The sequence below is a fragment of the Rhodococcus sp. 06-418-5 genome (genome assembly GCF_002258285.1).
Taxonomy (GTDB): domain Bacteria; phylum Actinomycetota; class Actinomycetes; order Mycobacteriales; family Mycobacteriaceae; genus Rhodococcoides.
In genome coordinates, this window is record NZ_NOYE01000012.1 from 299,724 (window position 1) to 324,744 (window position 25,021).

Genomic DNA, 25,021 nt, shown 5'->3' on the forward strand with positions numbered 1-25,021 from the left:
ATCATCGATGCCCGATACCTCCAGCACCGAGGTCAAGTACCCGGTGACGACCCGCGCGTTCGGGTTGGCGATCATCGTCCTGAGCGGCCTGCAGTTGATGGTGGTGCTCGACGGCACCGTCGCCAATCTCGCTCTGGCACCGTTGCAGGCCGATCTGGGTCTCTCCGATGCCGGACGCAACTGGGTGCTCACCTCGTACGCCCTCGCCTTCGGCGGGCTGATGCTCCTGGGCGGCAGACTCGGCGACGCCTTCGGCCGCAAGAAGATGTTCCTGGCCGGTGTCGTACTGTTCACCGTCGCCTCCCTGCTGTGCGGGCTCGCGGTCAACGAGGCGACGCTGGTAGCGGCTCGTGCGCTCCAAGGCATCGGAGCCGCGGTGGCGTCGCCCACGGCGTTCGCGTTGGTGGCGACCACGTTCGCGCCGGGCCCGGTTCGAAATCAGGCCATCGCGATCTACGCGGCCATGACCGGTGTCGGCTCCATCGCCGGGCTGATCATCGGCGGTGCGTTGACCGAGGTGTCGTGGCGGTGGATCTTCCTGATCAACGTCCCCATCGGTGTCGTCATCGTGGTGCTCGCAGTCGTGTCGCTCCAGGAGACGGTGGGGGCGAGGCTACCGCTCGACGTGCCGGGAGCGATTCTGGCGACGCTCGGCTGCACCGGCGTCGTGTTGGCTCTGAGCGAGGGCACCGAACTGGGCTGGACCAACCCGATCGTCATCGTCTCGCTGCTCGCCGGCCTGCTGTTCCTCGGGTTGTTCCTGATGGTCGAGCGACGCGCCGACAACCCACTGCTTCCGTTTTCGCTGTTCGGCAGCCGAGACCGCGTGGCGACGTTCGTGGCCATCTTCTTCGCCGGTGGGGTGATGTTCTGCCTCGCCGCGTACGTGGCACTGTTCGTTCAGGACATCCTGGGATACAGCCCGTTGCACGCGGGCCTGGCGTTCGTGCCGTTCGCCTTCGGGCTCGGTGCCGCCGCATTCCTGGCCTCGCAGCTGGTGACGCGCATCGCCCCACGGTGGCTGATTCTGAGCGGTGCCGTCATCATGGTCGGTTGGCTGATGGTGTCGGTTGCGACCATGAACGCGGACTCGTCGTACTTCCCCGGACTGTTCTTCCCCGTCATCGGCATCGGATTCGGCGTCGGCCTGACGGTCGTGCCGCTCCCGCTGTGCGCCATCGCCGGAGTGAGCCCCACCGAGATCGGCCCCTTGACCGCCATCGCCCTGGTTGCTCAGACCCTCGGCGGGCCCTTGGCGCTGGCCGTGATCGGCGCGCTGGTGACCTCCCGCACCCTGTCGTTGGGCGGCATTTCCGGACCGGCGACGCTGATGAACGACACCCAGCTCGATGCGTTGAGCTCGGGCTACATGTTCGCGCTGTTCTGCTGCGCCGTCTGCGCCGTGGTCGCGGGAATCGCTGCGGTGTTCATTCGTTTCACCCCGCAGCAGGTCGCACAGGCCCAGGCCGCTCAGGAAAACGCCCAGAAGGGGTGACCAGCAGCGCCGATCACACGCCGAGGACGGCCTTGGCGATGAGGAAGTAGACGATCAATCCCGTCGCGTCGCAGAAGGTGGAGATGAAGGGCGTCGAGAAGACCGCCGGGTCGACACCGATCTTCCTGGCGATCAGCGGCATCGCTCCGCCGACAGTGGCTGCGAGTGTGCAGATCGACAACAGCGTCGTACCGATGACGAGCCCGAGGTGCCAGTCGTAGACGAGTCCTGCGATCACGAATCCGAGGGTGCCGAGCATCGCACCCATCGTCGCTCCGACCCGAATCTCGCGAAACAGCACCGCGGCTATGTCTCGCGGTCGCACGTCACCGAGCGCGAGTGCCCGCGTGACGGTGGTCGCGGCCTGCGAGCCGGTGTTGCCTCCGGTTCCGGTCAGCAGCGGAATGAACAGCGCGAGAGTGACGACGGCGGCGAGCGCGTGCTCGAAGATCTCGAGCACCTGCACCGTGAGGATCGCCGACAGGGCCAGCACCAGCAACCACACCACGCGGGAGCGAACGATGGACAGCACAGGCGTCGACAGATAGGGCCTGCGCAGCGGCTCCGAGCCGCCGGCGCGGGCAGCGTCCTCGTCCTCGGCTTCTTCCAGGATTCGTGACGACTGCTCGAGAGTGAGAATGCCGATCAGCCGTTGCTCGGAATCGACCACGACCACTGCAGGACTGCGGTGCTCGAAGCACAGTCGGGCGGCTTCCTCCGCCGACGAATCGGCCTTGACCACCGGATGATCCGAGTACAGCTTGCCGACGGGAGTGGTCGGTGCCGCAGTCGCCAGATCGGCGAGGGTCACCACCCCCAGCAGAGTTCGGTGATCGTCGGTGATCGGTAACAGGTACACCGACTCGGCGTCCGAGCCGGTGCGTCGCACGGCATCGAGTGCGTCGGCAGTGGTCGCGGCACTGCGCAGCCGAACGAACTCCGGGCTCATGCGGCGACCGACCGACCCGCGCTCGTACCCCAGCATGGGGGCGGTGAGCGCGCGCTCGTCGGGGGACAGGCCAACCAACAGTCGATGTGCCACGTTGGAGGGGAGTTCGTCGAGCAGTTCGACACGGTCGTCGGGGTCGAGATCCTCGAACAGAGCGATCACATCGTCACTGCGAAGACTCTCGAACAACTCGCCGCGAACGGTGGCGTCGAACCGCTCGAAGACCGTGACCGCTTCGTCCTTCGGCAGCAGACGAAACAACACCGCTCGTCGAGACGAGTCGACCCGCTCGAGCATGCGCACCGCATCGGTGGTCGACAGCTCGGCCATCAGAGTGGACAGGGCGGCCATGTCGCGGTCGGTCAGCAGATCGGACGTACGGGTCATGATGTCGTCGAGAGTTTCGGGCACGGAACCATTTTGCCTTGCGTACGAGCGGTGGACTCGAACACCTCAGCGCGAGAGGTCCGCTCGATCCGCCGCAGCCTGCCCCGAATCCCAGCCCTCGGCGTCCAGGCGGGGGCCGCGCATCGGCTTCGCCGTCGGGAACAGTCGATCGAACTCGGCTTCGACGGCGACGGTCTGCGCGGCGAGAATCGGTAGCAGATCACCTGATTCGTGACTGGCCTCTTCGAGTGCGAGAGCGTCGGCATCGGTGAGGCGGTCTCCGATGCGGACGGCATAGGCGTACAGAAACGCCTTGCCGAACGCCGCCGATCCGGCTTTCTTGCGCTTCTTCGCCTGCGGTGAATGCCCGAGGGCGCGCGTTGCCTGAACCAGCAGCGAGGTGAACAGCAACTCGGTCTGTTCCACGTCCACCGGAGCCCCGACCAGGGTTGCGACGGCGAACTCCGGATCCCAGATCGCCTTGACGCGGTTGGCGGTTGCGACGACGTGCAGCAGTTGCGCCTTGGCGGGCGCATGGGGGCCGTCGACATGTACCCGTCGGCCGTGAATGTCGATGTGGCCCTGAGAGAGCAGCATGGTGTCGATGGAGTAGCGCGTCATCAACTCCTGTGCCTTGGCCGTCAGTGTCTCGGCCTCCTCCTCGAAATCCGTGGCGTCGGCCTTGGCCAGCAGTCCGCGAATCTTGCTCAGCATCTTGGTGTTCGGTGAGTCGGTACCGGCGACACCGGTCACCGTGGGACGAGTGCGCGGCCACTGGGACGGCTTGGGGCCGAGTTGAGGCCACCGGGGCAGCGTCTGCCATCGGCCGAGCAGGGTGAGCACGTCGAGCCACTGATCACTGGCTGCGATGTAATCGGACTTACCCGAGGAGGCCAGGTACGCGGTCAGGAAATCGGGCGTGGCCTCCACCCGCGCCGCAACCTTGGGGAACTGCTCACAGATCGTGGACATCTGATCCACCCAGTCCTGCGGGGCCCGTGCATCGGCGTCGGTGAGGTCGGCCTGATGCAGCAGCACCGCGGCAGCGAGATCGGCCACGGCCACCGTGTGCTGACGCCGCACGACATGCACCAGATCCATGGGCTGCCAGCCGTTTTCGTACATCGCCTCGATCATGTTCGTCAGCGCCCGAGAGCCGAGTTCGGTCGCGTCCATCGACACCAGCCGATCCGCGACGTCGTCGGCGACGCGCTGGCTCCTGGTCTTGCCGACCGATGCGTCGGCACCGAGGCGGAGCAGTCCCGGAATGTCGTTCATTCGGTGAGCACGATCAATTCGGTGCTCGACGCCACTTCGACCCGAAGGCCGGCCTTGGACGCAACGCGCGCAACAGCTTTCACGTCCTTCGGCTCGGCGGTGGTCAGGGTCAATGCGCGTGCCAGCAGACCCTTGTGATGCTTGTTGAAGTGGCTCACCACCGATAGGCTGCCGTCGGGCTTCTCGGTGAGCACCGTTGCGGTGATCGCGCCCGGGACGGGACCGAGTTGCTGATAGGTGCCCGATCGCAGGTCGACGACGATCCCCTCGTCCTCGGCGTCGATGGCATCGGAGAGTTCGGGCTTCCAATGTGATCGCAGCGTCCCGAAATTCGGAACGGTCGAGCCACCGGAGAGACGGTAGGACGGAATCGGATCGGAGGCACGGACGGCCCCGAACAGTGCCGAGCCGATCCACAGCCTCGCGTTCGCTCTGGCCCGACCGGCACGGGTGAACGACGCCGCGTCGAGGGCGTCGTAGAGCACGCCGGTGTACCGCTGCAGCGCAGGTGTGGTGGGTGAGGTCCACAACCGGGCGTTGCGTTCGATCTCGTCGACCTGAGTGGGGCCGAGGCCGAGCGCCGTGATCGATGCGTCGACGTCGCTGGACAGTTCCACCAGCGCGTCGGCGAGCTTTCGACGAAGCGGCGTCAGCGAGGGCAACGACAGTCGGTCCAGATCCAGGGGTGCTCCGGAACCGCCGTCGGACTTCGTCTCGGAGGGAGGCAGCAGAATCAGCACGGGCTCGAGGCTACTCACTGCACGGCCGCCTGCTCACAGGCACTGCGTGAGCGACTAGTCTGACAACCTGTGATCACCCGTCTTTCGCAGTTGTTCCTTCGTACCCTTCGCGACGACCCGGCCGACGCCGAGGTCGACAGTCACAAGTTGTTGGTCCGCGCCGGTTACGTCCGCCGTATCGCGCCGGGCGTCTACTCCTGGTTGCCGCTGGGTCTGCGGGTGCTTCGGCAGGTCGAGCGTGTCGTGCGCGAGGAGATGAACGCCATCGGTGCGCAGGAGATATCCCTGCCCGCACTGCTGCCGCGCGAGCCGTACGAGACCACCAATCGGTGGACCGAATACGGCGACGCCCTGTTCCGGTTGCAGGATCGCAAGGGCAACGACATGCTGCTCGGTCCCACGCACGAGGAACTGTTCGCGCTGACGGTCAAGGCCGAGTACAACTCGTACAAGGACCTGCCGGTCACGCTCTACCAGATTCAGACCAAGTACCGCGACGAAGAGCGTCCCCGCGCCGGCATTCTGCGTGGCCGCGAGTTCGTGATGAAGGACTCGTACTCCTTCGACATGGACGAGGACGGACTGAAGAAGTCCTACGCCGCCCACCGTGAGGCGTACCAGCGCATCTTCGCCCGCCTCGGGGTCAGCTACGTCATCGTCGCCGCGACGTCCGGTGCCATGGGAGGCAGCGCCTCCGAGGAATTCCTGGCCGAGAGCGACATCGGTGAGGACACCTACGTGCGCTGCATCGAGTCGGGATACGCGGCCAATGTCGAGGCCGTCACCACGCCGGCACCTGCGCCGCTGCCGATCGAAGGGCAGCCCGCTGCCGTCGATCACGAGACCGGTGACACCCCCACCATCGCGACCCTGGTGGAGTGGGCCAACTCCGCAGATCTCGGACGCACCGTCACCGGCGCGGACACACTCAAGAACATCCTGCTCAAGGTGCGGGGTGCCGAAGGGGAGTGGGAACTGCTCGCCATCGGCCTGCCCGGTGACCGCGAGGTGGACGAGAAGCGCCTCGAAGCGTCACTCGAGCCTGCCGAATTCGCTCTGCTCACCGACGCGGACTTCGCGGCCAATCCGTTCCTCGTCAAGGGGTACATCGGGCCTCGTGCCTTGCAGGCCAACGGAGTTCGGTACCTCGTCGATCCCCGGGTGGTCGACGGCACGTCGTGGATCACCGGCGCGGACGTCAAGGGCAAGCACGTGGTGAACCTTGTCGCCGGTCGCGATTTCGTTCCCGACGGCACCATCGAAGCAGCCGAGGTGCGTGACGGCGACATGTCTCCCGACGGTCGTGGACCGCTCGTCAGTGCTCGCGGAATCGAGATCGGACACATCTTCCAGCTCGGCTACAAGTACACCGATGCGTTCTCTGTCGACGTCCTCGGTGAGACCGGCAAGCCGGTTCGCCTGACTCAGGGTTCCTACGGCGTCGGCGTCTCGCGTCTGGTCGCCGTGATCGCCGAGCAGATGCACGACGACAAGGGTCTGCGGTGGCCGTCGGAGGTTGCACCTGCCGATGTCCACCTGGTGATCGCGAACAAGGACGACGCTGCGCGAGCGGGTGCGGAATCCATTGCGACACAACTCGATTCCCAGGGCATCGAGGTGCTGTTCGACGATCGCAAGGCCTCGCCCGGAGTGAAGTTCAAGGACTCGGAACTGATCGGTGTTCCGCTGGTGGTCGTTCTCGGCCGCGGTTGGGCCGACGGCAAGGTCGAGATCCGTGATCGCTTCACCGGTGAGAGTCGCGAACTCGACATCGACTCGGCGGTCGAGGGGATCGTCGAGGCCGTGCGGCGCACGCCGTAGGACAGTCTCGCGATCTTTCTGCGCGGTCGGTTACCCGCTGGTAGCTTCGGGTCACCGACTAGGAGAGGTCACACCGTGGCTCAGTATGCGCTGTTCGATCCGACAACGTTCGATCCGGCCGAACTGGACGAGGAATCTCGCCGACAACTGCGCGCACTGATCGAGTGGTTCGAAAGTCGCGGCAAGGGCAGACTCCTGGCCGACGATCTGGACAGCGTCTGGCCGGCCGACTTTCTCGAATTCGTCGCCGAGAAGAAGCTGTTCGCGACCTTCTCCACGCCCGCCGCGTACGCGGAGGGATCGCCGAACACGCGGTGGGACGCTGCACGCAACGCTGCCCTGAGCGAGGTTCTCGGGTTCTACGGACTGGCCTACTGGTACACCTGGCAGGTCACCGTGCTGGGTCTGGGCCCCATCTGGATGAGTGCCAACGACGACGCCAAACGCCGCGCCGCACGCGAGCTGGACCGCGGCGGTGTGATGGCGTTCGGACTCTCCGAGCGCGCACACGGAGCCGATGTCTACTCCACGGACATGCTGTTGACGCCCGCGTCCGAGGATTCCGAGCTCGAGTTCACCGCGTCGGGGGAGAAGTACTACATCGGAAACGGCAACGTTGCGGGCATGGTCTCGGTGTTCGGCCGACGCACCGACGTGGACGGACCCGATTCGTACGTGTTCTTCGTGGCCGACAGCTCGCATCCGGCCTACCGGCTTCGCGAGAGCGTCGTCCACGGGCAGATGTACGTCAGCACGTTCGCGCTCGAGAACTACCCCGTCCGGCAGCAGGACATCCTGCACACCGGTTCCGATGCGTTCTCGGCCGCGCTGAACACGGTCAACGTCGGCAAATTCAACCTCTGCACCGGCTCCATCGGCATCTGCGAGCACGCGTTCTACGAGGCGATCACGCACGCGAACAACCGAATTCTGTACGGCAATCGCGTCACCGACTTCCCGCACGTGCGCAGCGCATTCGTCGACGGCTACTCGCGTCTGATCGCCATGAAGCTGTTCAGTGCTCGGGCGCTGGACTACTTCCGCGGCGCGGGAGCCGAGGATCGGCGCTACCTCCTGTTCAATCCGATGACCAAGGCCAAGGTCACCTCGGAGGGCGAAACGGTCGTCCGTCTGTTGCACGACGTCATCGCGGCCAAGGGGTACGAGAAGAACACCTACTTCCGTGAGGCAGCCCAGTTGATCGGAACACTTCCCAAACTCGAGGGCACCGTGCACGTCAACGTCGCCCTGATGCTCAAGTTCATGCCTGCCTACATGTTCTCGCCCACCGACTACCCCGATGTCGGCACTCGGACCGAGCCGGTGGACGACAGCTTCTTCTTCGCTCAGGGCCCGGCAAGGGGTGCGAGTTCGGTGCGGTTCCACGACTGGAATCCGGTGTACCGGAAGCACTCCGGTATCCCCAATGTCGGACGGTTCTACGAGCAGGCGCAGGCGTTCAGGGCGTTTCTCGCCGAGTGCGCGCCCGACGAAGCGCAGCAGAAGGACCTCGACTTCCTGCTCGTGGTCGGCCACCTGTTCTCGCTCGTCGTCTACGGTCACCTTCTGCTCGAGCAGGCCGACGAGATCTCGACCGAGATGATGGACCAGATCTTCGATTTCCAGATCAGGGACTTCTCCGGTTACGCCGTCGCGCTGTACGGGAAGCCGTCGTCGACTGCTGCACAACAACAGTGGGCTCTGGATGCGATTCGCAAGCCGGTGGTCGACGAAGGCCGTTTCGAGACGGTCTGGAACGAGGTCGTCTCGTACGACGGTCGGTACGAGATGCGTCCCTGATCGTCACAGCGCTCCGGGATCGGTCGGAACGAGCTTCGTCCCGAACGCGCACATCGTCATCTCGTGCAGTCCGGCGCTGTCCTCGGGATGCTCCGGTGCCTGCATCGACATCAGGACGTTGAGCAGCATTCCGTGCGCGATGAACGCGCGTGCCTGATCTTCCGAACAGCCCGTTCCGTTGCGGATCTGGCTGTAGATCGCGCCCATTCCTTCTCGGGCCTGCCGGCCGATCTCGGGTACCGCCCCTGCGCCGAACCCGTGCATCATGACCATCAACAGGTCACGATCGGCCACCAGGTCGGCGTAGGCACCCCCGAGGTCGGCCCAGGTCCGGTCGTCGGTCGGGTCGAGGGGGCCCGAAGCCAGAACTCGGTCGAACGCCGTCATGATGCCGTCGATGGAGCGTTGGAACACGAGCCGGAACAATTCGACCTTGGTTCCGAACATACGGACCACGTACGGCTGCGATACGCCGGCCAGTTTCGCCACTGCGTCGGTACTCGTTCCGGCGTAACCCCCGCGTGCGAACGCCTGTGTCGCGGCGTCGAGGACGAGTTCGCGGCGGTCGGCCACGTCCATCCGGGTGGCTCTGGGCTTGGCGATCGAGGCGTCGGACATGTTGACAGGTTATCAGTCGATAACTTACGGTCTGGATTAAGTAATCATTCGATGCTTACAAGCTCCGAGACGGGACGTCCACCATGACCGCCACAACCTCTCCGCCTGCAGTGCAACCGGCCACTCGGAACGTTCCGGTGTGGCTCGGCATCGTCGCAGCATCCCTGCCGATGTTCATGGCAACGCTCGACAATCTCGTGATGACCAGTGCACTCCCGGTCATCCAGCAGGACCTGAACGCCTCTGTCGGACAACTGCAGTGGTTCCTCAACGCGTACACCCTCAGCTTCGCGACGTTCATGCTCACAGCGGCGACGCTCGGTGACCGATGGGGCAGACGGGCGGTGTTCCTCGGCGGAATCGCCGTCTTCACCGCCGCCTCCGTTGCCAGCGCGCTCGCCACGACTCCAGCGATGCTCATCGCGGCACGCGCAGTACAAGGAATCGGTGCTGCCGCGATCATGCCCTTGTCCCTGGCCCTGCTCGCCGCGGTCGTGCCGGTGGGCAAGCGTGCGATGGCAATCGGTATCTGGGGAGGAGTCTCCGGCCTCGGTGTCGCACTGGGGCCGGTGGTCGGCGGAGCCGTCGTCGACGGGATCTCATGGCAGGCGATCTTCTGGATCAACGTACCGGTGGCACTCGTCGCACTACCGCTGGCGTACATCGCGCTGAAGGAAACCGCAGGGCGTAGCCAACCGCTGGATCTGCTCGGCGTGCTCCTCTCGGGCGGCGGAGTCTTCCTCCTGATCTGGGCGGTGGTGCACGGCAACGACGACGGGTGGGCGTCGGCGACGGTGCTCGCCGGCTTCATCGGCTCGGCGGTACTGCTCGTGGCCTTCGTCCTGCGTGCCTCGCGCACCCGATACTCGGTGCTGCCCCTTGCCCTGTTCCGTTCGCGCAGCTTCACCATCGCCAACATCATCGGAATCATGTTCTCGCTCGGCATGTTCGGCGCGGTGTTCCTCCTCGCGCAGTACCTGCAGATCGTCATGAACTACACGCCGTTCCAGGCCGGACTACGCACCCTGCCGTGGACTGCCGCACCGATGGTGGTCGCACCGATCGCCGGTCTGCTCGCCGGGCGCGTCGGCCTGCGCGGACTACTGGTCGGCGGCCTGGCGCTGCAGTCGGTCTCGCTCGTGTGGATGGCGCTGATTCTGGGACCCGATACCGAGTACCCGGCGATGGTCCCGGCGTTGCTGATGGCCGGAGTGGGCATGGGACTGACGTTCGCTCCGTCCGCCACGGCGGTGCTGCGCGATATGAAGGATGACGATCACGCCACCGCGAGCAGCGCGAACTCCACCGTGCGGGAGGTGGGTATCGCGCTCGGCATCGCGGTGCTGACTGCGGTGTTCATCGGAGCGGGTGGATCACTGACGCCCACCGGTTACACCGACGCCCTGGCACCGGCACTGCTGGTCGGTGCAGGGGCAGTGGCGATCGGACTCGTGGCGGCGCTGTTCATGCCGGGACGTTCCGCCGGACCGGCAGGCGCGATCACGGTTGGCCGGGAAATGCCGTCGACGACGGACTGACGCCCAGAATCTGCTGCCACGTCGCGAGGCGAACCGCGGCGTCGGTCAGTGCCTGCACTGCCATGTCGCGGGTCGCTCCCGACTGGCTGCGTTCGATGGACGAACGCCACGCGATGCTCGTATCGATCTCCGCCTGCGCGGCCAACTGCGCAGCCGAGATCGCGTCGGTCACCGGGAACGGGGACGCGTACGCCGGATCGGGCAGTGGCACAGTGACGCTCGCCGCCTGGAGCGCATCGATGGTCGCGTCTCGGCGCGCGCGGTGAGCGGCAGTGTTCGACGCCACCAGCTCGGCGCGCGTCGGGTTGGAGAACGCCGCGACGACGCCGTAGGCGAACACCGCCGCGTACTCCGCGTGCAGGGCATCGACCAGGCCTTGCTGTTCCGGACCGAGATCGCTCATGCCAGAACCACCAGGGCCGAGACGGTGCACGAGGCGCTGATCGATCCGAGAAGCCCTGCCCGGTAACCACTTTCGTTGCGAGCCGCATCCGCTGCGCTGCGAGCGGACGCAGTCAACATCTCCCGTACGGCGGCCAGGTCGGGCGGCGGCGTCGTGGGAGCCGGTGTGGTGGGAGCCGTGACCGACGACGTGTCGGTCGAGGTGCCGGTGGCGCGGGCGATCTCGGTGTCGAGCGCATCGGCGTGTTCGGTCCGCTGCGCCGCAACGATTCCGAGTGCGGCCGCGTAGTCGGCGATCACGGCCGCGGCCGCGGCCGCATCGGCGGCATCGGCTCGGGCTGCGCGCAACTGCGCGGTCAGGGTATCGAGGGCAGGGCCGGAGATCTCTTCTCTGCCGCAGGCCGCCATCGTGGAAACGGTGGTCGCCGACAGTACGGCGGCACCGGCGAGTCGGAACAACCCGCGGCGACTGAGCGCGAAGGGGACGGTCGGCGTTGGCACTCCGATATCGTGCCAGACCGCCGCGCCGGCACGCGCCGTGCCCGTGTGTCGCGTCGACCGATCGTGGTCACGAGCAGTGCCTGCGGGGCGGTAGGCTGTTGGTTCACCAAACGCAGTCCGGCTGCCGCACGCCGGATCGCCCACAACTACACACGAGGAGTTCGCGACATGCCTGTTCCGTCCAAGGAAAGGGTTGTCGAACTGCTCGCCGACCTCGTTCGGGAACGGGGTTACGACCTCGAAGACGTGAACGTCGTCGCCGCAGGAAAACACAGTGCAGTGCGGATCATGGTCGATCGCGAAGAGGGAATCGACCTCGACGCGCTCCCGGAACTGAGCCGCGAGATCTCGGACGCCTTCGATGTCGTGACCGATTTCGGGGAAGCCCCGTACACGCTGGAAGTCACCACCCCCGGAATCGACCGCCCGCTGACCGAGGCTCGGCATTGGCGTCGGGCCCGCGGACGCAAGGTGCGTATCGAGCTCGGCGACGGCAAGTTCGACGGTCGCGTCGGCGTGCTCGACGGTGATTCGGTCACCGTGGTGACCAAGGAGAAGGGTGTGCTGGCGACTCGCTCCGTTGCACTGTCCGATGTAGTGAAAGCTGTTGTACAGGTGGAGTTCTCGCGGCCGAGTGCCGAAGAGATGGACCTGGCGGGTGGTGTGGTCGGAGGTCGGCCGTCACCCGCGAACACCGATGAGATCGTGGACGTGGAAGCACCGGAAGAAGGGTCGGACAAGTGAATATCGACATTGCCGCATTGCGTGCCATCGAGGCGGACAAGGGAATTCCGATCGAGATGGTGATCTCGACGATTCAGACCGCGTTGCTGACGGCCTACCGGCACACCGAGGGGCACCAGTCCAACGCGTGGATCGACGTCGATCGCAAGACCGGTTCCGTTCGAGTGATGGCCAAGGAAATCGACGCCGACGGCAATGTGATCTCCGAGTGGGACGACACCCCGGAAGGCTTCGGACGCATCGCGGCGACCACGGCGCGTCAGGTCATCCTGCAGCGCCTGCGCGACGCCGAGCACGAGCGGTCGTTCGGTGAGTACGCCACACACGAGGGCGAGATCGTCAACGGCGTCATCCAGCGCGACACGCGCGCCAACGCCAAGGGCACCGTCATCGTCCGCATCGGCAGTGACGCCAACGGAGCCGACGGCCTCCTGCCGCCCGCCGAGCAGGTGCCGGGTGAAAGCTACGAGCACGGCGAACGCATCAAGTGCTACGTCGTCGGGGTCGCCCGAGGTAATCGGGGTCCGCAGATCACGTTGTCGCGCACCCATCCGAATCTGGTGCGCAAGCTGTTCGCCCTCGAGGTGCCCGAGATCGCCGACGGTTCGGTCGACATCGTCGCAGTGGCCCGCGAGTCGGGGCACCGCTCGAAGATCGCCGTTGCCTCCACCGTGTCCGGTCTCAACGCCAAAGGCGCGTGCATCGGGCCGATGGGGCAGCGCGTGCGCAACGTGATGAGCGAACTTGCCGGCGAGAAGATCGACATCATCGATTTCGACGAGGATCCGGCCACGTTCGTCGGGAATGCACTGTCCCCGTCGAAGGTTGTCTCTGTGACGGTCGTCGACGCGGTTGCTCGCGCGGCCCGGGTCGTGGTTCCCGAGTACCAGCTTTCTCTGGCCATCGGCAAAGAAGGGCAGAACGCTCGACTGGCCGCTCGATTGACCGGCTGGCGCATCGACATCCGCAGCGATGCGGCGGCACCCGAGACGACCAGCGCATAGGGCCGGAATGCGGAGTTCGGGGCAATACAGCGGTAGAGTGGTCGATGGTTCGGTAACGACCTCTCGGCCCAGAGGCATGAACGCGAGAATCCGGTGGTGACAAGCCGGCCGATTCGTACATGCATCGGGTGCAGGGAGCGACTGCCGGCCGCCGATCTGTTGAGGATCGTGGTTCGAGAAGCTGGTTCGCACGAATTCGCTCTCGTCCCCGACGTCCGGCATTCGATGTCCGGCCGTGGTGCGTGGTTGCACTACAGCCGAGAATGCCTGCACAATGCGGAACGACGCCGAGTCTTCGGTCGTGCGTTTCGGATATCGGGAAATGTGGACTCGTCCGCAGTGACAGTCGTGCTCGACGAGTACGAGCAGCTGCAGGCCGAGAACACGACAAGAGCAACACCCGTCGACAAGAACAGGCAACAGCACTGATGAGCACACCGTGAAGCACCAACGATGAACGTCCATCGGAGATAACCCGAGGTCGTGCGGGCACCAAGCCTCGCTCGGCCTCTCAGTGAGGAGAGCAGTGGCAGGCAAGGCCCGCGTGCACGAGTTGGCAAAAGAACTCGGTGTCACCAGCAAGGAACTACTCGCACGGCTCAAAGAGCAAGGCGAGTTCGTCAAGTCCGCATCATCCACAGTCGAAGCCCCAGTGGCACGTCGACTTCGTGAATCCTTCCCGTCCGACGGTGCGGACGCGTCCGCACCCGCCGCAGCTGCACCGAACGGTCGCGCAGCGGCCGATCGCGCTGCAGGCAGCACCGCGAAGCCGGGCGCAGCGAAACCGGGCGGACCCCGTCCCGGCCCCAAGCCGGCACCCCGTCCGGCAGAGCCGGAAGCACCCGCAGCGCAAGCTCCGGCGGAGGCAGCTCCCGCTGCGCCCGCAACTCCGGCAGCCGCACCGGCTCCGGCCCCGGCAGCACCGACCCCTTCGCCCGCAGCGCCCGCCGCTCCGGTCGAGCAGGCTCCGGCCGCGTCGGCTGCGACCAGCGACGCTGCACCGGCCCCGGCCCCGGCAGCTCCCAAGCCAGCAGGTCCCGGCCCCAAGCCCGGCCCCAAGGCTCCGCGTGTCGGTAACAACCCGTACTCCTCGGCTCCCGTGGAGCGACCGGCTCCCCGTCCCGCACCCGGTGCTCCGCGCCCCGGTGGCGGACGGCCGGCTCCCGGACAGGGTGGACCCCGTCCCGCAACACCGTCCGGTGGCACTCGTCCGGCTCCCGGCCAGGGTGGGCCCCGTCCCGCACCGGGCCAGGCCGGACCTCGTCCGAGCCCGGGCTCGATGCCTCCTCGCCCCAACCCCGGTGCCATGCCGACCCGTTCGGCACGTCCCGGTCCCGCAGCAGGTCGTCCCGGTCGTCCCGGTGGCGCTCCGGGCGGACGTCCCGGCGGCGGCGGTGGTGGCGGTGGTTACCGCGGCGGCGGCGCTCCCGGTGCTCCCGGTGGTGCCCCCGCAGGCGGAGCTCCCGCAGGTGGTTTCCGCGGCCGTCCCGGCGGCGGTGGACGCCCCGGTCAGCGCGGCGCAGCAGCAGGTGCATTCGGTCGTCCCGGCGGAGCAGTTCGTCGTGGCCGCAAGTCGAAGCGGGCGAAACGCGCCGAGTACGAGAGCATGCAGGCTCCCGCAGTCGGCGGCGTCAGGCTGCCCCGCGGCAACGGTGAGACCATCCGTCTCGCCCGCGGCGCATCGCTGTCGGACTTCGCGGACAAGATCGACGCGAACCCAGCCGCACTCGTGCAGGCCCTGTTCAACCTCGGCGAGATGGTCACCGCGACGCAGTCCGTCAACGACGAGACGCTGGAGCTTCTCGGCGGCGAGATGAACTACGTCGTTCAGGTCGTCAGCCCCGAGGACGAGGATCGTGAGCTGCTCGACTCGTTCGACCTCACCTACGGCGAGGATGCCGGCGGCGAGGAAGACCTGGAACAGCGTCCCCCGGTCGTCACCGTCATGGGCCACGTCGATCACGGTAAGACGCGACTGCTCGACTCGATTCGTAACACCACGGTGCGCGAAGGCGAGGCAGGCGGAATCACGCAGCACATCGGTGCGTACCAGGTGCTGACCGAGCTCGAGGGCAACGAGCGTCTCGTGACGTTCATCGACACCCCCGGTCACGAGGCCTTCACGGCCATGCGTGCCCGTGGTGCCAAGGCCACGGACCTCGCGATCCTCGTGGTCGCAGCCGACGACGGCGTCATGCCGCAGACGGTGGAGGCCATCAACCACGCCCAGGCGGCCGACGTGCCGATCGTGGTCGCGGTGAACAAGATCGACAAGGAAGGCGCGAACCCGGACAAGATCCGGCAGCAGCTCACCGAATACGGTCTGGTCGCCGAGGAATACGGCGGCGAGACGATGTTCGTCGACATCTCCGCCAAGCAGGGCACCAACATCGATGCCCTCCTCGAAGCGGTGCTGCTGACGGCCGACGCGTCGCTCGATCTGCGCGCCAACCCGGACATGGACGCGCAGGGTGTCGCCATCGAGGCGCACCTCGACCGTGGTCGTGGCCCGGTCGCGACCGTGCTCATCGCTCGCGGAACGCTCCGTGTCGGTGACTCGATCGTCGCAGGCGACGCGTACGGACGCGTTCGTCGAATGGTCGACGAGCACGGCGAGGACGTCACCGAAGCGATGCCGTCCCGTCCGGTGCAGGTCATCGGCTTCACGTCGGTGCCCGGTGCAGGCGACAACCTGTTGGTCGTCGACGAGGATCGGATCGCCCGTCAGATCGCCGACCGTCGAAATGCGCGCAAGCGCAATGCGTTGGCAGCCAAGAGCCGCAAGCGCATCAGCCTCGACGATCTCGATGCAGCTCTGAAGGAGACCTCGCAGCTGAACTTGATCCTCAAGGGCGACAACTCGGGAACCGTGGAAGCACTCGAAGAGGCGCTGCTCGGTATCGAGATCGACGACGAGGTGGAGCTGCGCGTCATCGACCGCGGTGTCGGTGGCGTCACGGAGACCAACGTCAACCTGGCGTCGGCATCCAACGCGATCATCATCGGCTTCAACGTTCGAGCGGAGGGCAAGGCCACCGAGCTGGCCAACCGCGAAGGCGTCGACATCCGGTACTACTCGGTGATCTACCAGGCCATCGACGAGATCGAGAAGGCCCTCAAGGGCATGCTCAAGCCGGTGTACGAGGAGGTCGCCCTCGGGCAGGCCGAGATCCGCGCGCTGTTCCGTTCCTCCAAGGTCGGAAACATCGCCGGTTGCCTCGTCACCTCCGGTACGATCCGTCGCAACGCAAAGGCGCGGCTCATCCGAGACAGTGCAGTTGTCGCGGAAACCGTCACGATCTCCTCGCTCCGCCGCGAGAAGGACGACGCGACGGAGGTTCGTGAGGGATACGAGTGTGGTTTGACGGTGACGTACTCCGACATCAAGGTGGGCGATGTCATCGAGGCGTACGAACTCCGTGAAAAGCCGCGCGACTAGAACCGATGCGGAGCCGTTCGGCTCCGCATCCGGTCGCGTCGGCTCGGTGGTGAAGCCAGGGGAGTGACACTGCGCTCCGACTTTCGAGCCGGTGGTGGTACGACAGCTGTACCACCACCGGCTTTGTCGTCGAAGCTGATCGAAGGACGTCAGCGTGTATCTGGGTGCTTTGGAGTTGGACGTGTTGTTGGGGGACGTGCGTTCGCTCGCCGAGAAAAGGTCGATGGTCGAACCGGTCCTCGGTGATCTGCAACGGCTGGGAGTGTCGGCGGCCGAAACCGGTGAGCGAGAACGTATTCGGCGGTCCCTGCTGGGGGTCGCTGCAGCCGGTACCGATGTAGATCTACTGCACGACAAACTGGACGAGTGCGAACGGCATGTCGCCGAACGCAACGATCTGGAACTGTTGGCGGTACGCCGGAGAATCTTCGGACCCGAGGATTGATCCGGTGCCTGTGCCGAGCACTGTTCGGCAGAGGTGAAGTGCACAACCGTCGGTACGTCGCGAGAATCGGCGTCCGGCCATGAAAGAGGAGTGTGATTGTCGTGGTGGATCAGGCCAGGGCTCGTAAGTTGTCCAAGCGAATCGCCGCCATCGTTGCAACGGCGATCGATCACGAGATCAAGGATCCCCGGCTGGCGTTCGTGACCATCACCGATACCAAGGTGACCGCCGACCTGCACGACGCAACGGTGTACTACACCGTCATGGGTGAAGACCTCGATACTCCGCCCGACCTGCAGGCTGCCGCAGCAGGACTCGAGAAGGCCAAGGGCGTCCTGCGCTCGAAGGTCGGGGCAGGAACGGGTGTGCGGTACACGCCGACGTTGACGTTCGTGACCGACACGGTGCCCGACACCGCACGCCACATGGAAGACCTTCTCGAACGCGCCCGAGTGGCCGACGAGGAACTGGCCCGCGCCCGTGCGAACGCCAAGCCCGCAGGCGACCCCGACCCATACAAAGCCCCGCGCGAGCCTGCAGACGTCGAGCCCGCCGAAGCCGACTGACATGGCCGATGGTTCGGGGTCGGTGTCGGAGACCGACGAGGATCTGACCCGGGCGATCGAGATGCTCGAACGTGCATCCTCGGTGACCGTGCTGTGTCACGTTCAGCCCGATGCCGACACGATCGGCAGTGGGCTCGCGCTCGGTTCGGTACTCGAACGTCGCGGTGCGAGGGTCCAGGTGGCGTTCGCAGCTCCGTCGTCTCTGCCCGAGTCGATGGACGAGCTGCCGGGAAGGCACCTTCTCGTCGACGCCGACAAGGTCACGGACACCGTCGACCTGGTGGTCACCGTCGACGCCGGAAGTCGGGGCCGGCTGGGTTCGCTGGGCGCTCGGCTCGATTCCGCGTCGGCGAGCCTCGTGATCGATCATCACCGCAGCAACACCCGATTCGGCACGGTCAACGTGGTGGATGCCTCCGCGGAGTCGACCACCGCTGTGATCGCGCGGATGTTGGACCAGTGGGGTGTGGAGATCGACGCGGATCTGGCGCACCTGCTGTTCGCGGGCCTGGTCACCGACACCGGTTCGTTCCGGTGGGTTCGTCCCGGGTCGCACCTGCTGGCCGAACGACTGCTGGCGACGGGCATCGACGGCGCCCACATCGCCCGCAAACTGCTCGACACCCATCCGTTCGAGTGGCTCCCGATGCTCGGTTCGGTCCTGGGTTCGGCCTCGCTGATTCCCGATGCCGTCGACGGACGCGGGCTGGTGTACGCCGTGATTCGCAGCGAGGATTCGGCCGGGTTGCGCTCCGAGGAGATCGAGAGCGTGATCGACATCGTGCGCACCACCTCCGAAGCCGAGGTGGCCGCCGTGCTCAAGCAACAGGACTTCGGCTCGATCTGGGTGGTTTCCCTGCGCTCGAAGACCGAGGTCGACGTCTCGGCAGTGGCGTGCGAACTCGGCGGCGGCGGGCACCGCAATGCAGCCGGCTACACCGCGACCGGCGAATTGTCCGACGTGATCGAAGCACTGCGCGGAGCCTTGTCCACGTCGTGAGCTCCACTCCGGTCACCGCTCGAAAGATTCTCGGCCTGTCGCTGCCCTCCCTCGGCGTCCTCGCCGCCGAACCTCTCTACCTGTTGTTCGACGCCGCCGTGATCGGCAGGCTGGGTGCCTTGGCCCTCGCGGGCCTGGCGATCGGCGGGCTCGTGCTGGCCCAGGTCAGCACCCAGCTGACCTTTCTGTCCTACGGCACGACCGCGCGAGCGGCTCGTATGCACGGTGCCGGTCGCGAACGTGATGCTGTCGGCGAGGGTGTGCAGGCAACCTGGTTGGCCTTCGCGATCGGTATCGCCATCGTCGCGGTGATGCAACTCGCGGCAGAGCCCGTGGTGTCGGTACTCACCGGAGGCGGCGACATCGCCGCCGAGGCTCTCGCGTGGCTACGGGTTGCTCTGCTGGGTGTGCCGTTCATCCTGGTGTCTCTGGCCGGAAACGGATGGATGCGCGGAGTCCAGAACACGGTGACCCCACTGCGTTTCGTCGTGTTCGGCTTCGGTGTGTCGGCAGTTCTGTGCCCACTGCTGGTTCACGGGCTGCTCGGATTCCCGCGTCTGGAGCTGGTGGGATCGGCCGTGGCCAACGTGATCGGGCAGGGCCTCGCCGGTGCGCTGTTCGTGTTCGCAGTCGTGCGAGCGAGCACCGAGTTGCGCCCGCGCTGGTCGGTGATGCGCGCGCAGCTGGTGTTGGGACGCGACCTGATCGTGCGCAGCCTGGCGTTCCAGGCATGCTTCCTGTCTGCCGCCGCGGTCGCGTCGCGCTTCGGTGCGGCGTCGGTCGCCGCCAATCAGGTGGTCCTGCACATGTGGAACCTGGTGTCCCTGATGCTCGATTCCTTGGCGATCGCCGCTCAGACCCTGGTGGGTGCCGCCCTCGGCGCGAGCAGGACCGACGACGCGCGCGCACTCGCGTGGCGGCTGACCGCATGGTCGACGGTCTTCGCGGTCGTCCTCGCAGGCGTGTTCGCGGTCGGACGCTCGTTCGTCCCGGAGTTGTTCACCTCCGACGCATCGGTCATCGACGAGATGCATGCGATCTGGTGGATCTTCGTGGCGATCATTCCGGTTGCGGGCGTGGTGTTCGCGCTGGACGGAGTGCTGCTCGGCAGTGGCGATGCTGCGTTTCTGCGGAACGCGACCATGGCGTGCGCCGTCGTGGGCTTTCTACCGTTCATCTGGTCGGCTCTGGTGTTCGACTGGGGGTTGGTCGGGATCTGGACCGGGCTCGGCGTCTTCGTCGGGCTACGCATGCTCGCCGTCGCGGGACGGGTGCTGTCCGGTAAGTGGTTGGTCGTCGGCAGCGACCGCCAACTACGGCACTGACCGTCGGTCAGGGCTGCGACGGCAAGGCGGTGTGTAACGCCACCTCGTGGCTCTTGACGACGAAGAACACGCTGCGGCCGGGCTCGAGCCCGAGATCCGATACCGCAGCCGGGGTGATGTCGGCGGCCATGCCGGGGGAACCGTCGGGTTGCGGACGTGACCGAACACGAATGCCGGAGCCCTGCACCTCCATCTCCTCGATCAGCACCTCGAACACGTTGCGGGGGCTTGCATGCGGTGGTGTCGGGTGTACCGACACAGCGGCGGGGGAGAACACCGCTACCAGTGGAGTGTCGGTGGCGTGCCGTCCGGAGCCGTGCACCGTCACTCCCCAGGCGGTGGTCAGGGACGTCGAGTCGTCGGCGTCGACGGCTCGTCCCGAGATCAGGTTCACCCCGGCGATGCGGGCACCGAATTCGCTGCGAGGGGCAGTGAGGACCTCGGTGACCGAGCCTCTCTCGACGACGCGCCCGCCGTCGACGACTGCGACGGAATCTGCGAGTGCAACGACGTCGAGCAGGTCGTGGGTCACGATCAAGGCCGTGCGACCGCTCTCGCGCAACACCGTGCGCAGCACGCGCCGAATGCCCGGTGCCGTGTCGACATCCAGTGCCGCCAGGGGTTCGTCGAGCAGCAGCAGGTGTGGATCGGCCGCGAGAGCGCGCGCGATGGCGATACGTTGGGCCTGGCCGCCGGACAACTGCGCAGGGCGGCGATCGGCCAGGTGGGAGGCTCCGACCGCGTCGAGCCAGGTATCGGCGACGGTCCGGGCGGTGGCGCGGTCCGCGCCGGCGCTGCGTGGTGCGAAGGCCACGTTCGTGCGAGCGTCCATGTGAGGAAACAGCAGAGCTTCCTGAGCGAGGGTCGCAACGCCTCGCGCATGAATCGGCACGGCGGTGTTCGAGGCGGTGTCGGTCAACACGTCCTCGCCCAGTCGGACGATTCCGTGGTCGGGTGCCACCACGCCCGAGACGAGTTGCAGCAGTGTCGATTTGCCCGCCCCGTTCGGCCCCAGAACAGCCACCGTCTCGCCCTCGCGGGCATCGAGTTCGAGATCGATGCCGCGGATACCGAGGGTGGCCCTCAGGTGTAGTGAACTCACAGCGTTCCCGACGATCGGGTGCCGCGTGCGGTGACGACAACGAGTGCCGCGACCAGAATCAGCACCAGCGACAGCGCCACCGCGGCATCGGGGTCGCTCTCGCGCTGCAGGTAGATTTCCAGCGGTAGCGTCCTGGTCACACCTTCGAGAGAACCGGCGAAGGTCAACGTCGCGCCGAATTCTCCGAGTGCGCGGGCGAAGGCGAGGACTGTTCCGGACATCAGTCCGGGAAGAATCAGTGGAACGGTGACCCGCCGTAGGACGGTCGTGGGGGTGGCACCGAGGGTGGCAGCCACCACGTCGTATCGGTCGCCGGCCGTACGGAGGGCTCCCTCGACGCCGACGACGAGGAAGGGGAGCGACACGAACACCTGCGCCAACACGACGGCCGAGGTGGTGAACGCTATTCGAATACCGAAGGCTTCGAGGTGCTCGCCCAACAGGCCTTGGCGTCCGAAGGTGTAGAGCAGCGCGATGCCGCCGACCACCGGGGGAAGAACCAAGGGCAGTACGACGAGAGAGCGAAGGATCGACAGCCCTCGAATCGAGCTGCGCGAGAGCACGATTGCCATCGGAACGCCCAGAAGCACGCACACTGCGGTGCTGGCCGTCGCTGTCTTCAGGCTCAGAACCAGTGCTGCGACGGCGGATTCGGAGGTGACGAGACCGAGAAAATTCGACCAGTCGATTCGGGTGAACATCGCGGCCAACGGCAACACGACGAGCAGGGCGCCCACGGCGGCCGGTGCGAATATCCACGGCGGTACCCCGACGGTCGGACGGCGTCCTGCCGATGGTCGGCCGCCGTCGACGGCTCCGGCGGTCACGGCGCCGCGAAACCGGCTCGACCGAGCACGTCTCGGCCGACGGGTCCGGTGACGAACTCGGTGAATGCGCGCGCTGTGTCGGGGTTGCCGGAACCCCGCAGTGTCGCGATCGGGTAGGTGTTGACGGCCTCGCTCGACTCCTCGAAGGGCACCGTGGTCACGGCTGCGCCTGCTCCGGCGGCGTCGGTGACGTAGACCAGTCCGGCATCGGCCTGCCCCGAGGTGACCTTGCCCAGTACGTCGGTGACCGAGGATTCCTCGCTCACGGCCGGGACGAGCGTGCCGGTTGCGGTCTCGACCGCGGCCGTCGCCGCACCGCAGGGCACCTGGGGCGCGCAGATCACGGTCAGAACATCGGGGTTCGCCAGATCGGCGAACGAGGCTATGCGGTCCGGGTTTCCGGGGGCGGTCACGATGGTCAGAGTGTTGGACGCGAAGTCGACGGGACTGCCGGCCACCAGATTCTCGTCGACCGTCGCGGTCATGTTCTTCGTATCCGCGGAGGCGAAGACGTCGGCGGGCGCGCCGGAGATCAGCTGTGCGGCCAGATCGGACGAACCCGCGAAACTGAACTCCACCGAGGTTCCGGGGTGTTCGGCCTCGAAGCGAGTACCGAGATCGGTGAACGTCGCGCGAAGCGATGCTGCGGCGAAGACCGTGATCTCGCCTCCGACTGCGTGGGCGTCCGAGGCCACATCGGGCGTTGTCGAATCGGACTGCGCGCTGCATCCGACGAGCATCAGGGTGGCTGCAACCACGAGGGCGGATACCTGGCGCATTGTCTTCACGAACATCTCCTGCGTTCTACGGTGTCTCGACGATGACGGTGGTCGCCTTGACGACAGCGACGGTGACCTTGCCGGGCTCGAGCCCCAGTTCGCGAACCGATCGGGTGCTCATCAGCGACACGATCGTGAACGGCCCGCACTGCATGCTCACCTCGCTCATCACCGCGTCCGAGACGACCTCGGTGACCAAACCCACGAGCCGGTTGCGGGCCGAGCTGCCACCCGACGAGATCTCGGGCGGAGGAACGGCATGTTCGCGTGCGTAGTCCGCGAGGTCGCGACCGGCGATGACCTTGCGTCCGGTCTCGTCCTCGAGTGCGGGCAGCGCTCCGCTGTCGATCCATCTGCGCACGGTGTCGTCACTGACACCGAGGAGGGCTGCGGCGTCACGAACGCGGACCGGGGGCACTGTCATCGGGGCGCAATCCCAGAAAACTTCCGCAAACAAGTCATGAGAGGCACAATATACCCGAATCTGCGGGTCTTTCGACTCGATCTCGGTGTCGGTGAGCAACACCGTTCGGTCGTCGACCGAATCGCCGCGTCACCCCGCCCGGACACTGCGCGGAATCTGCATGGAGTATTGGACGTTGGTACGTTCTCGGACGGTTCTGGCGATTCGACGCCGGCGGCCGAGCGCATCGGAAGGAATTTTCAGTGGCAGCGAAGCTGTGGGCAGTGAGCGACATTCACGTCGGACATCGGGGTAACCGACCCGTGACCGAGGACATCTTTCCCGAATCTCCCGACGACTGGCTGATCGTTGCCGGCGACGTGTCGGAGAAGACCGACGACATCAAGTGGGCGCTCGAGCTGCTCCGTAGCCGTTTCGCGAAGGTCATCTGGGTTCCCGGAAATCACGAGCTGTGGACGACGGTGAAAGATCCTGTCCAGATCCACGGTGCCGCCCGCTACGAGTACCTGGTCAACCTGTGCCGCGAGATCGACGTCGTCACCCCGGAGGATCCGTACCTGCGTTGGGAGGGTGAAGGCGGCCCGGCGACGATCGTGCCGATGTTCCTGCTCTACGACTACACGTTCTTGCCCCAGGGAGCGCGCGACAAGGAGCACGGCCTGGCGATCGCGCGAGAGAAGAACGTGGTCGCCACCGACGAATTCCTGCTGTCCTCGCAGCCGTACGCGACGCGAGATGCCTGGTGCCACGCGCGGATCGACGCCACCCGGGAGCGTCTCGATGCGTTGGACACCTCCGTTCCGACCGTGTTGATCAACCACTTCCCGATGGTCCGGCAGCCAACCGAGGTGCTGTTCTACCCGGAGTTCGCGCTGTGGTGCGGGTCCACTCTGACGGCGGATTGGCACACGCGGTACAACGCGATCTGCTCGGTGTACGGACACCTGCACATCCCGCGGACGACCTACTACGACGGCGTTCGCTTCGAGGAGGTGTCGGTGGGTTACCCGCGCGAATGGCAGCGCCGCGGCCTGCCGAAGAACGTTCTGCGCCAGATTCTTCCGGTCCCCGAATATCCGCCGGGTGCGTTGAACAAGTGGGGCGGACACTTCACGGTTACGCCCGAGATGGAGGCAGAGGTAGAGAAGATGAGGGCAGGCAAGTGATCGAATCGATACTTCCCAACGGCGTCGTCTCGGCCGAATTGTTCGCGGACCCACCGGGTTTGACGCCGCATCCGCTCGAAGCTCCGCTGGTGGCCAAGGCGGTGGACAAGCGCAAGCGTGAGTTCACCTCGGCTCGACACTGTGCGCGGGTGGCGATGGAGAAGTTGGGTGTGGAGCCCGCGCCGATCATGCGCGGCAAGTCCGGTGCACCGCAGTGGCCGAAGGGTGTGGTCGGATCCTTGACCCACTGCGACGGCTATCGCGGCGCGGTCCTGGCCTATTCGATGCAGGTGCGGTCGGTGGGGATCGACGCCGAGCCGCACGGCCCCTTGCCCGATGGCGTGCTCGAGGCGGTGAGCCTGCCGGCCGAGCGGGAGTGGCTGGAGACGGCCGGTCGTGAGGACATCCACTGGGACCGAGTGTTGTTCTGTGCCAAGGAAGCGACCTACAAGGCCTGGGAGCCGTTGACCGGACGGTGGCTCGGTTTCGAGGACGCGCATATCACCTTCGAGCGAACCGGCTCCGGCGACGACCTCTCGGGAACGTTCCATTCCGAGTTGTTGGTGCCGGGCGACACCGTCACCGGCCCGCCTCTGTCGGCGTTCGACGGTCGCTGGATGGTGGCCGGCGGTCTGGTGATGACGGCGATCTCGGTGATGTGACGGCCGGAT

At 66.1% G+C, this 25,021-nt stretch carries 24 protein-coding genes; 14 read left to right on the plus strand and 10 right to left on the minus strand.

Annotation, left to right across the window (positions count from 1 at the left end; translation table 11 throughout):
* Window positions 1–7: 7 nt before the first annotated feature.
* Window positions 8–1,495 (plus strand): MFS transporter, encoded by a 1,488-nt coding sequence (locus CH274_RS07075; protein WP_179275683.1) that lies wholly within the window; start codon window positions 8–10, stop codon window positions 1,493–1,495.
* A gap of 13 nt (window positions 1,496–1,508) precedes the next feature.
* Here the strand turns inward: CH274_RS07075 and mgtE are convergent, their stop codons facing one another.
* Genes mgtE through yaaA form a run of 3 tightly spaced genes read right to left on the minus strand, consistent with a single transcriptional unit; the run spans window position 1,509 to window position 4,849 of the window.
* Window positions 1,509–2,855, minus strand: coding sequence for a magnesium transporter (gene mgtE / locus CH274_RS07080; protein WP_094638050.1), 1,347 nt, complete (start codon window positions 2,853–2,855; stop codon window positions 1,509–1,511).
* Window positions 2,856–2,897: 42 nt separating this feature from the next.
* Window positions 2,898–4,109 carry a DUF2786 domain-containing protein gene (locus CH274_RS07085; protein WP_094657026.1) on the minus strand — a complete coding sequence of 404 codons (1,212 nt, stop codon included), beginning with the start codon at window positions 4,107–4,109 and terminating at the stop codon, window positions 2,898–2,900.
* On the minus strand, window positions 4,106–4,849 hold the full coding sequence (yaaA, locus tag CH274_RS07090) for a peroxide stress protein YaaA (protein WP_094657027.1): 744 nt from the start codon (window positions 4,847–4,849) through the stop codon (window positions 4,106–4,108). Before yaaA ends, CH274_RS07085 begins: the two co-directional genes overlap by 4 nt.
* Before the next feature lie 69 nt (window positions 4,850–4,918).
* Between yaaA and CH274_RS07095 the strand changes: the two genes are divergently transcribed.
* Window positions 4,919–6,670 (plus strand): proline--tRNA ligase, encoded by a 1,752-nt coding sequence (locus CH274_RS07095; RefSeq protein WP_032397830.1) that lies wholly within the window; start codon window positions 4,919–4,921, stop codon window positions 6,668–6,670.
* A 75-nt stretch (window positions 6,671–6,745) separates the two neighbouring features.
* Entirely contained in the window at window positions 6,746–8,470 is a 1,725-nt protein-coding gene (locus CH274_RS07100; RefSeq protein ID WP_032397831.1) for an acyl-CoA dehydrogenase family protein, read from the plus strand.
* A gap of 3 nt (window positions 8,471–8,473) precedes the next feature.
* Here CH274_RS07100 and CH274_RS07105 read toward each other — a convergent pair whose 3' ends face one another.
* Window positions 8,474–9,088, minus strand: a complete 615-nt coding sequence (locus tag CH274_RS07105; RefSeq protein ID WP_373453910.1) for a TetR/AcrR family transcriptional regulator — start codon at window positions 9,086–9,088, stop codon at window positions 8,474–8,476.
* A gap of 83 nt (window positions 9,089–9,171) precedes the next feature.
* Here CH274_RS07105 and CH274_RS07110 point away from each other — a divergent pair, with 83 nt between their 5' ends.
* On the plus strand, window positions 9,172–10,626 hold the full coding sequence (locus CH274_RS07110; protein ID WP_094657028.1) for an MFS transporter: 1,455 nt from the start codon (window positions 9,172–9,174) through the stop codon (window positions 10,624–10,626).
* Here CH274_RS07110 and CH274_RS07115 read toward each other — a convergent pair.
* Both CH274_RS07115 and CH274_RS07120 read right to left on the minus strand, forming a co-directional pair.
* Window positions 10,589–11,029, minus strand: coding sequence for a ferritin-like domain-containing protein (locus tag CH274_RS07115; protein ID WP_094657029.1), 441 nt, complete (start codon window positions 11,027–11,029; stop codon window positions 10,589–10,591). The genes CH274_RS07110 and CH274_RS07115 overlap by 38 nt on opposite strands.
* Entirely contained in the window at window positions 11,026–11,529 is a 504-nt protein-coding gene (locus CH274_RS07120) for a hypothetical protein (protein ID WP_094657030.1), read from the minus strand. The genes CH274_RS07115 and CH274_RS07120 overlap by 4 nt, the downstream gene beginning before the upstream one ends.
* A 168-nt stretch (window positions 11,530–11,697) precedes the next feature.
* Between CH274_RS07120 and rimP the strand changes: the two genes are divergently transcribed.
* The 8 genes from rimP to CH274_RS07160 all read left to right on the plus strand — a co-directional run bounded on the left by rimP (window position 11,698) and on the right by CH274_RS07160 (window position 20,052).
* A complete protein-coding gene (rimP, locus tag CH274_RS07125; protein ID WP_094657256.1) occupies window positions 11,698–12,273 on the plus strand; it encodes a ribosome maturation factor RimP in 576 nt (191 codons plus the stop codon).
* Window positions 12,270–13,277 (plus strand): transcription termination factor NusA, encoded by a 1,008-nt coding sequence (gene nusA, locus CH274_RS07130; protein WP_032397835.1) that lies wholly within the window; start codon window positions 12,270–12,272, stop codon window positions 13,275–13,277. Before rimP ends, nusA begins: the two co-directional genes overlap by 4 nt.
* Window positions 13,278–13,373: 96 nt before the next feature.
* Complete coding sequence (locus tag CH274_RS07135; RefSeq protein WP_052050467.1) at window positions 13,374–13,706, plus strand: YlxR family protein; 333 nt, start codon at window positions 13,374–13,376, stop codon at window positions 13,704–13,706.
* Window positions 13,707–13,803: 97 nt separating this feature from the next.
* Entirely contained in the window at window positions 13,804–16,716 is a 2,913-nt protein-coding gene (gene infB, locus CH274_RS07140; RefSeq protein ID WP_094648080.1) for a translation initiation factor IF-2, read from the plus strand.
* Window positions 16,717–16,870: 154 nt separating this feature from the next.
* Window positions 16,871–17,161, plus strand: coding sequence for a DUF503 domain-containing protein (locus tag CH274_RS07145; protein ID WP_032397837.1), 291 nt, complete (start codon window positions 16,871–16,873; stop codon window positions 17,159–17,161).
* 101 nt (window positions 17,162–17,262) lie between these two features.
* Entirely contained in the window at window positions 17,263–17,727 is a 465-nt protein-coding gene (gene rbfA / locus CH274_RS07150) for a 30S ribosome-binding factor RbfA (protein WP_032398371.1), read from the plus strand.
* Window position 17,728: 1 nt separating this feature from the next.
* Window positions 17,729–18,727, plus strand: coding sequence for a DHH family phosphoesterase (locus CH274_RS07155; protein ID WP_094648078.1), 999 nt, complete (start codon window positions 17,729–17,731; stop codon window positions 18,725–18,727).
* The gene (locus tag CH274_RS07160; RefSeq protein ID WP_094657031.1) at window positions 18,724–20,052 is read left to right on the plus strand and encodes an MATE family efflux transporter; all 1,329 of its coding nucleotides are present in this window, start codon (window positions 18,724–18,726) and stop codon (window positions 20,050–20,052) included. Before CH274_RS07155 ends, CH274_RS07160 begins: the two co-directional genes overlap by 4 nt.
* Window positions 20,053–20,059: 7 nt before the next feature.
* On the opposite strand, the gene CH274_RS07165 is transcribed toward CH274_RS07160, so the two are convergent.
* The 4 genes from CH274_RS07165 to CH274_RS07180 are packed head-to-tail and all read right to left on the minus strand — an operon-like array spanning window position 20,060 to window position 23,184.
* Complete coding sequence (locus tag CH274_RS07165; protein ID WP_094657032.1) at window positions 20,060–21,154, minus strand: sulfate/molybdate ABC transporter ATP-binding protein; 1,095 nt, start codon at window positions 21,152–21,154, stop codon at window positions 20,060–20,062.
* Window positions 21,151–21,981 carry an ABC transporter permease gene (locus tag CH274_RS07170; RefSeq protein WP_094657033.1) on the minus strand — a complete coding sequence of 277 codons (831 nt, stop codon included), beginning with the start codon at window positions 21,979–21,981 and terminating at the stop codon, window positions 21,151–21,153. Before CH274_RS07170 ends, CH274_RS07165 begins: the two co-directional genes overlap by 4 nt.
* Window positions 21,978–22,760, minus strand: coding sequence for a molybdate ABC transporter substrate-binding protein (gene modA / locus CH274_RS07175; RefSeq protein ID WP_094657257.1), 783 nt, complete (start codon window positions 22,758–22,760; stop codon window positions 21,978–21,980). Before modA ends, CH274_RS07170 begins: the two co-directional genes overlap by 4 nt.
* A gap of 25 nt (window positions 22,761–22,785) precedes the next feature.
* Window positions 22,786–23,184 carry a TOBE domain-containing protein gene (locus CH274_RS07180; protein WP_032398374.1) on the minus strand — a complete coding sequence of 133 codons (399 nt, stop codon included), beginning with the start codon at window positions 23,182–23,184 and terminating at the stop codon, window positions 22,786–22,788.
* A gap of 242 nt (window positions 23,185–23,426) precedes the next feature.
* On the opposite strand from CH274_RS07180, the gene CH274_RS07185 reads away from it, so the two are divergent.
* Window positions 23,427–24,350 carry a metallophosphoesterase family protein gene (locus CH274_RS07185; protein ID WP_032397841.1) on the plus strand — a complete coding sequence of 308 codons (924 nt, stop codon included), beginning with the start codon at window positions 23,427–23,429 and terminating at the stop codon, window positions 24,348–24,350.
* Window positions 24,347–25,012: a 4'-phosphopantetheinyl transferase Npt gene (gene npt / locus CH274_RS07190; RefSeq protein WP_094657034.1), complete on the plus strand. Its 666-nt coding sequence runs from the start codon at window positions 24,347–24,349 to the stop codon at window positions 25,010–25,012. The genes CH274_RS07185 and npt overlap by 4 nt, the downstream gene beginning before the upstream one ends.
* Window positions 25,013–25,021: the final 9 nt, after the last annotated feature.

Coding starts and splice junctions, on each gene's coding strand:
- CH274_RS07075 (WP_179275683.1), top strand. CDS start 8: ATGCCCGATACCTCCAGCACCGAGGTCAAGTACCCGGTGACGACCCGC.
- CH274_RS07085 (WP_094657026.1), bottom strand. CDS start 4,109: ATGAACGACATTCCGGGACTGCTCCGCCTCGGTGCCGACGCATCGGTC.
- CH274_RS07105 (WP_373453910.1), bottom strand. CDS start 9,088: ATGTCCGACGCCTCGATCGCCAAGCCCAGAGCCACCCGGATGGACGTG.
- CH274_RS07110 (WP_094657028.1), top strand. CDS start 9,172: ATGACCGCCACAACCTCTCCGCCTGCAGTGCAACCGGCCACTCGGAAC.
- CH274_RS07115 (WP_094657029.1), bottom strand. CDS start 11,029: ATGAGCGATCTCGGTCCGGAACAGCAAGGCCTGGTCGATGCCCTGCAC.
- rimP (WP_094657256.1), top strand. CDS start 11,698: ATGCCTGTTCCGTCCAAGGAAAGGGTTGTCGAACTGCTCGCCGACCTC.
- CH274_RS07155 (WP_094648078.1), top strand. CDS start 17,729: ATGGCCGATGGTTCGGGGTCGGTGTCGGAGACCGACGAGGATCTGACC.
- modA (WP_094657257.1), bottom strand. CDS start 22,760: ATGCGCCAGGTATCCGCCCTCGTGGTTGCAGCCACCCTGATGCTCGTC.
- CH274_RS07180 (WP_032398374.1), bottom strand. CDS start 23,184: ATGACAGTGCCCCCGGTCCGCGTTCGTGACGCCGCAGCCCTCCTCGGT.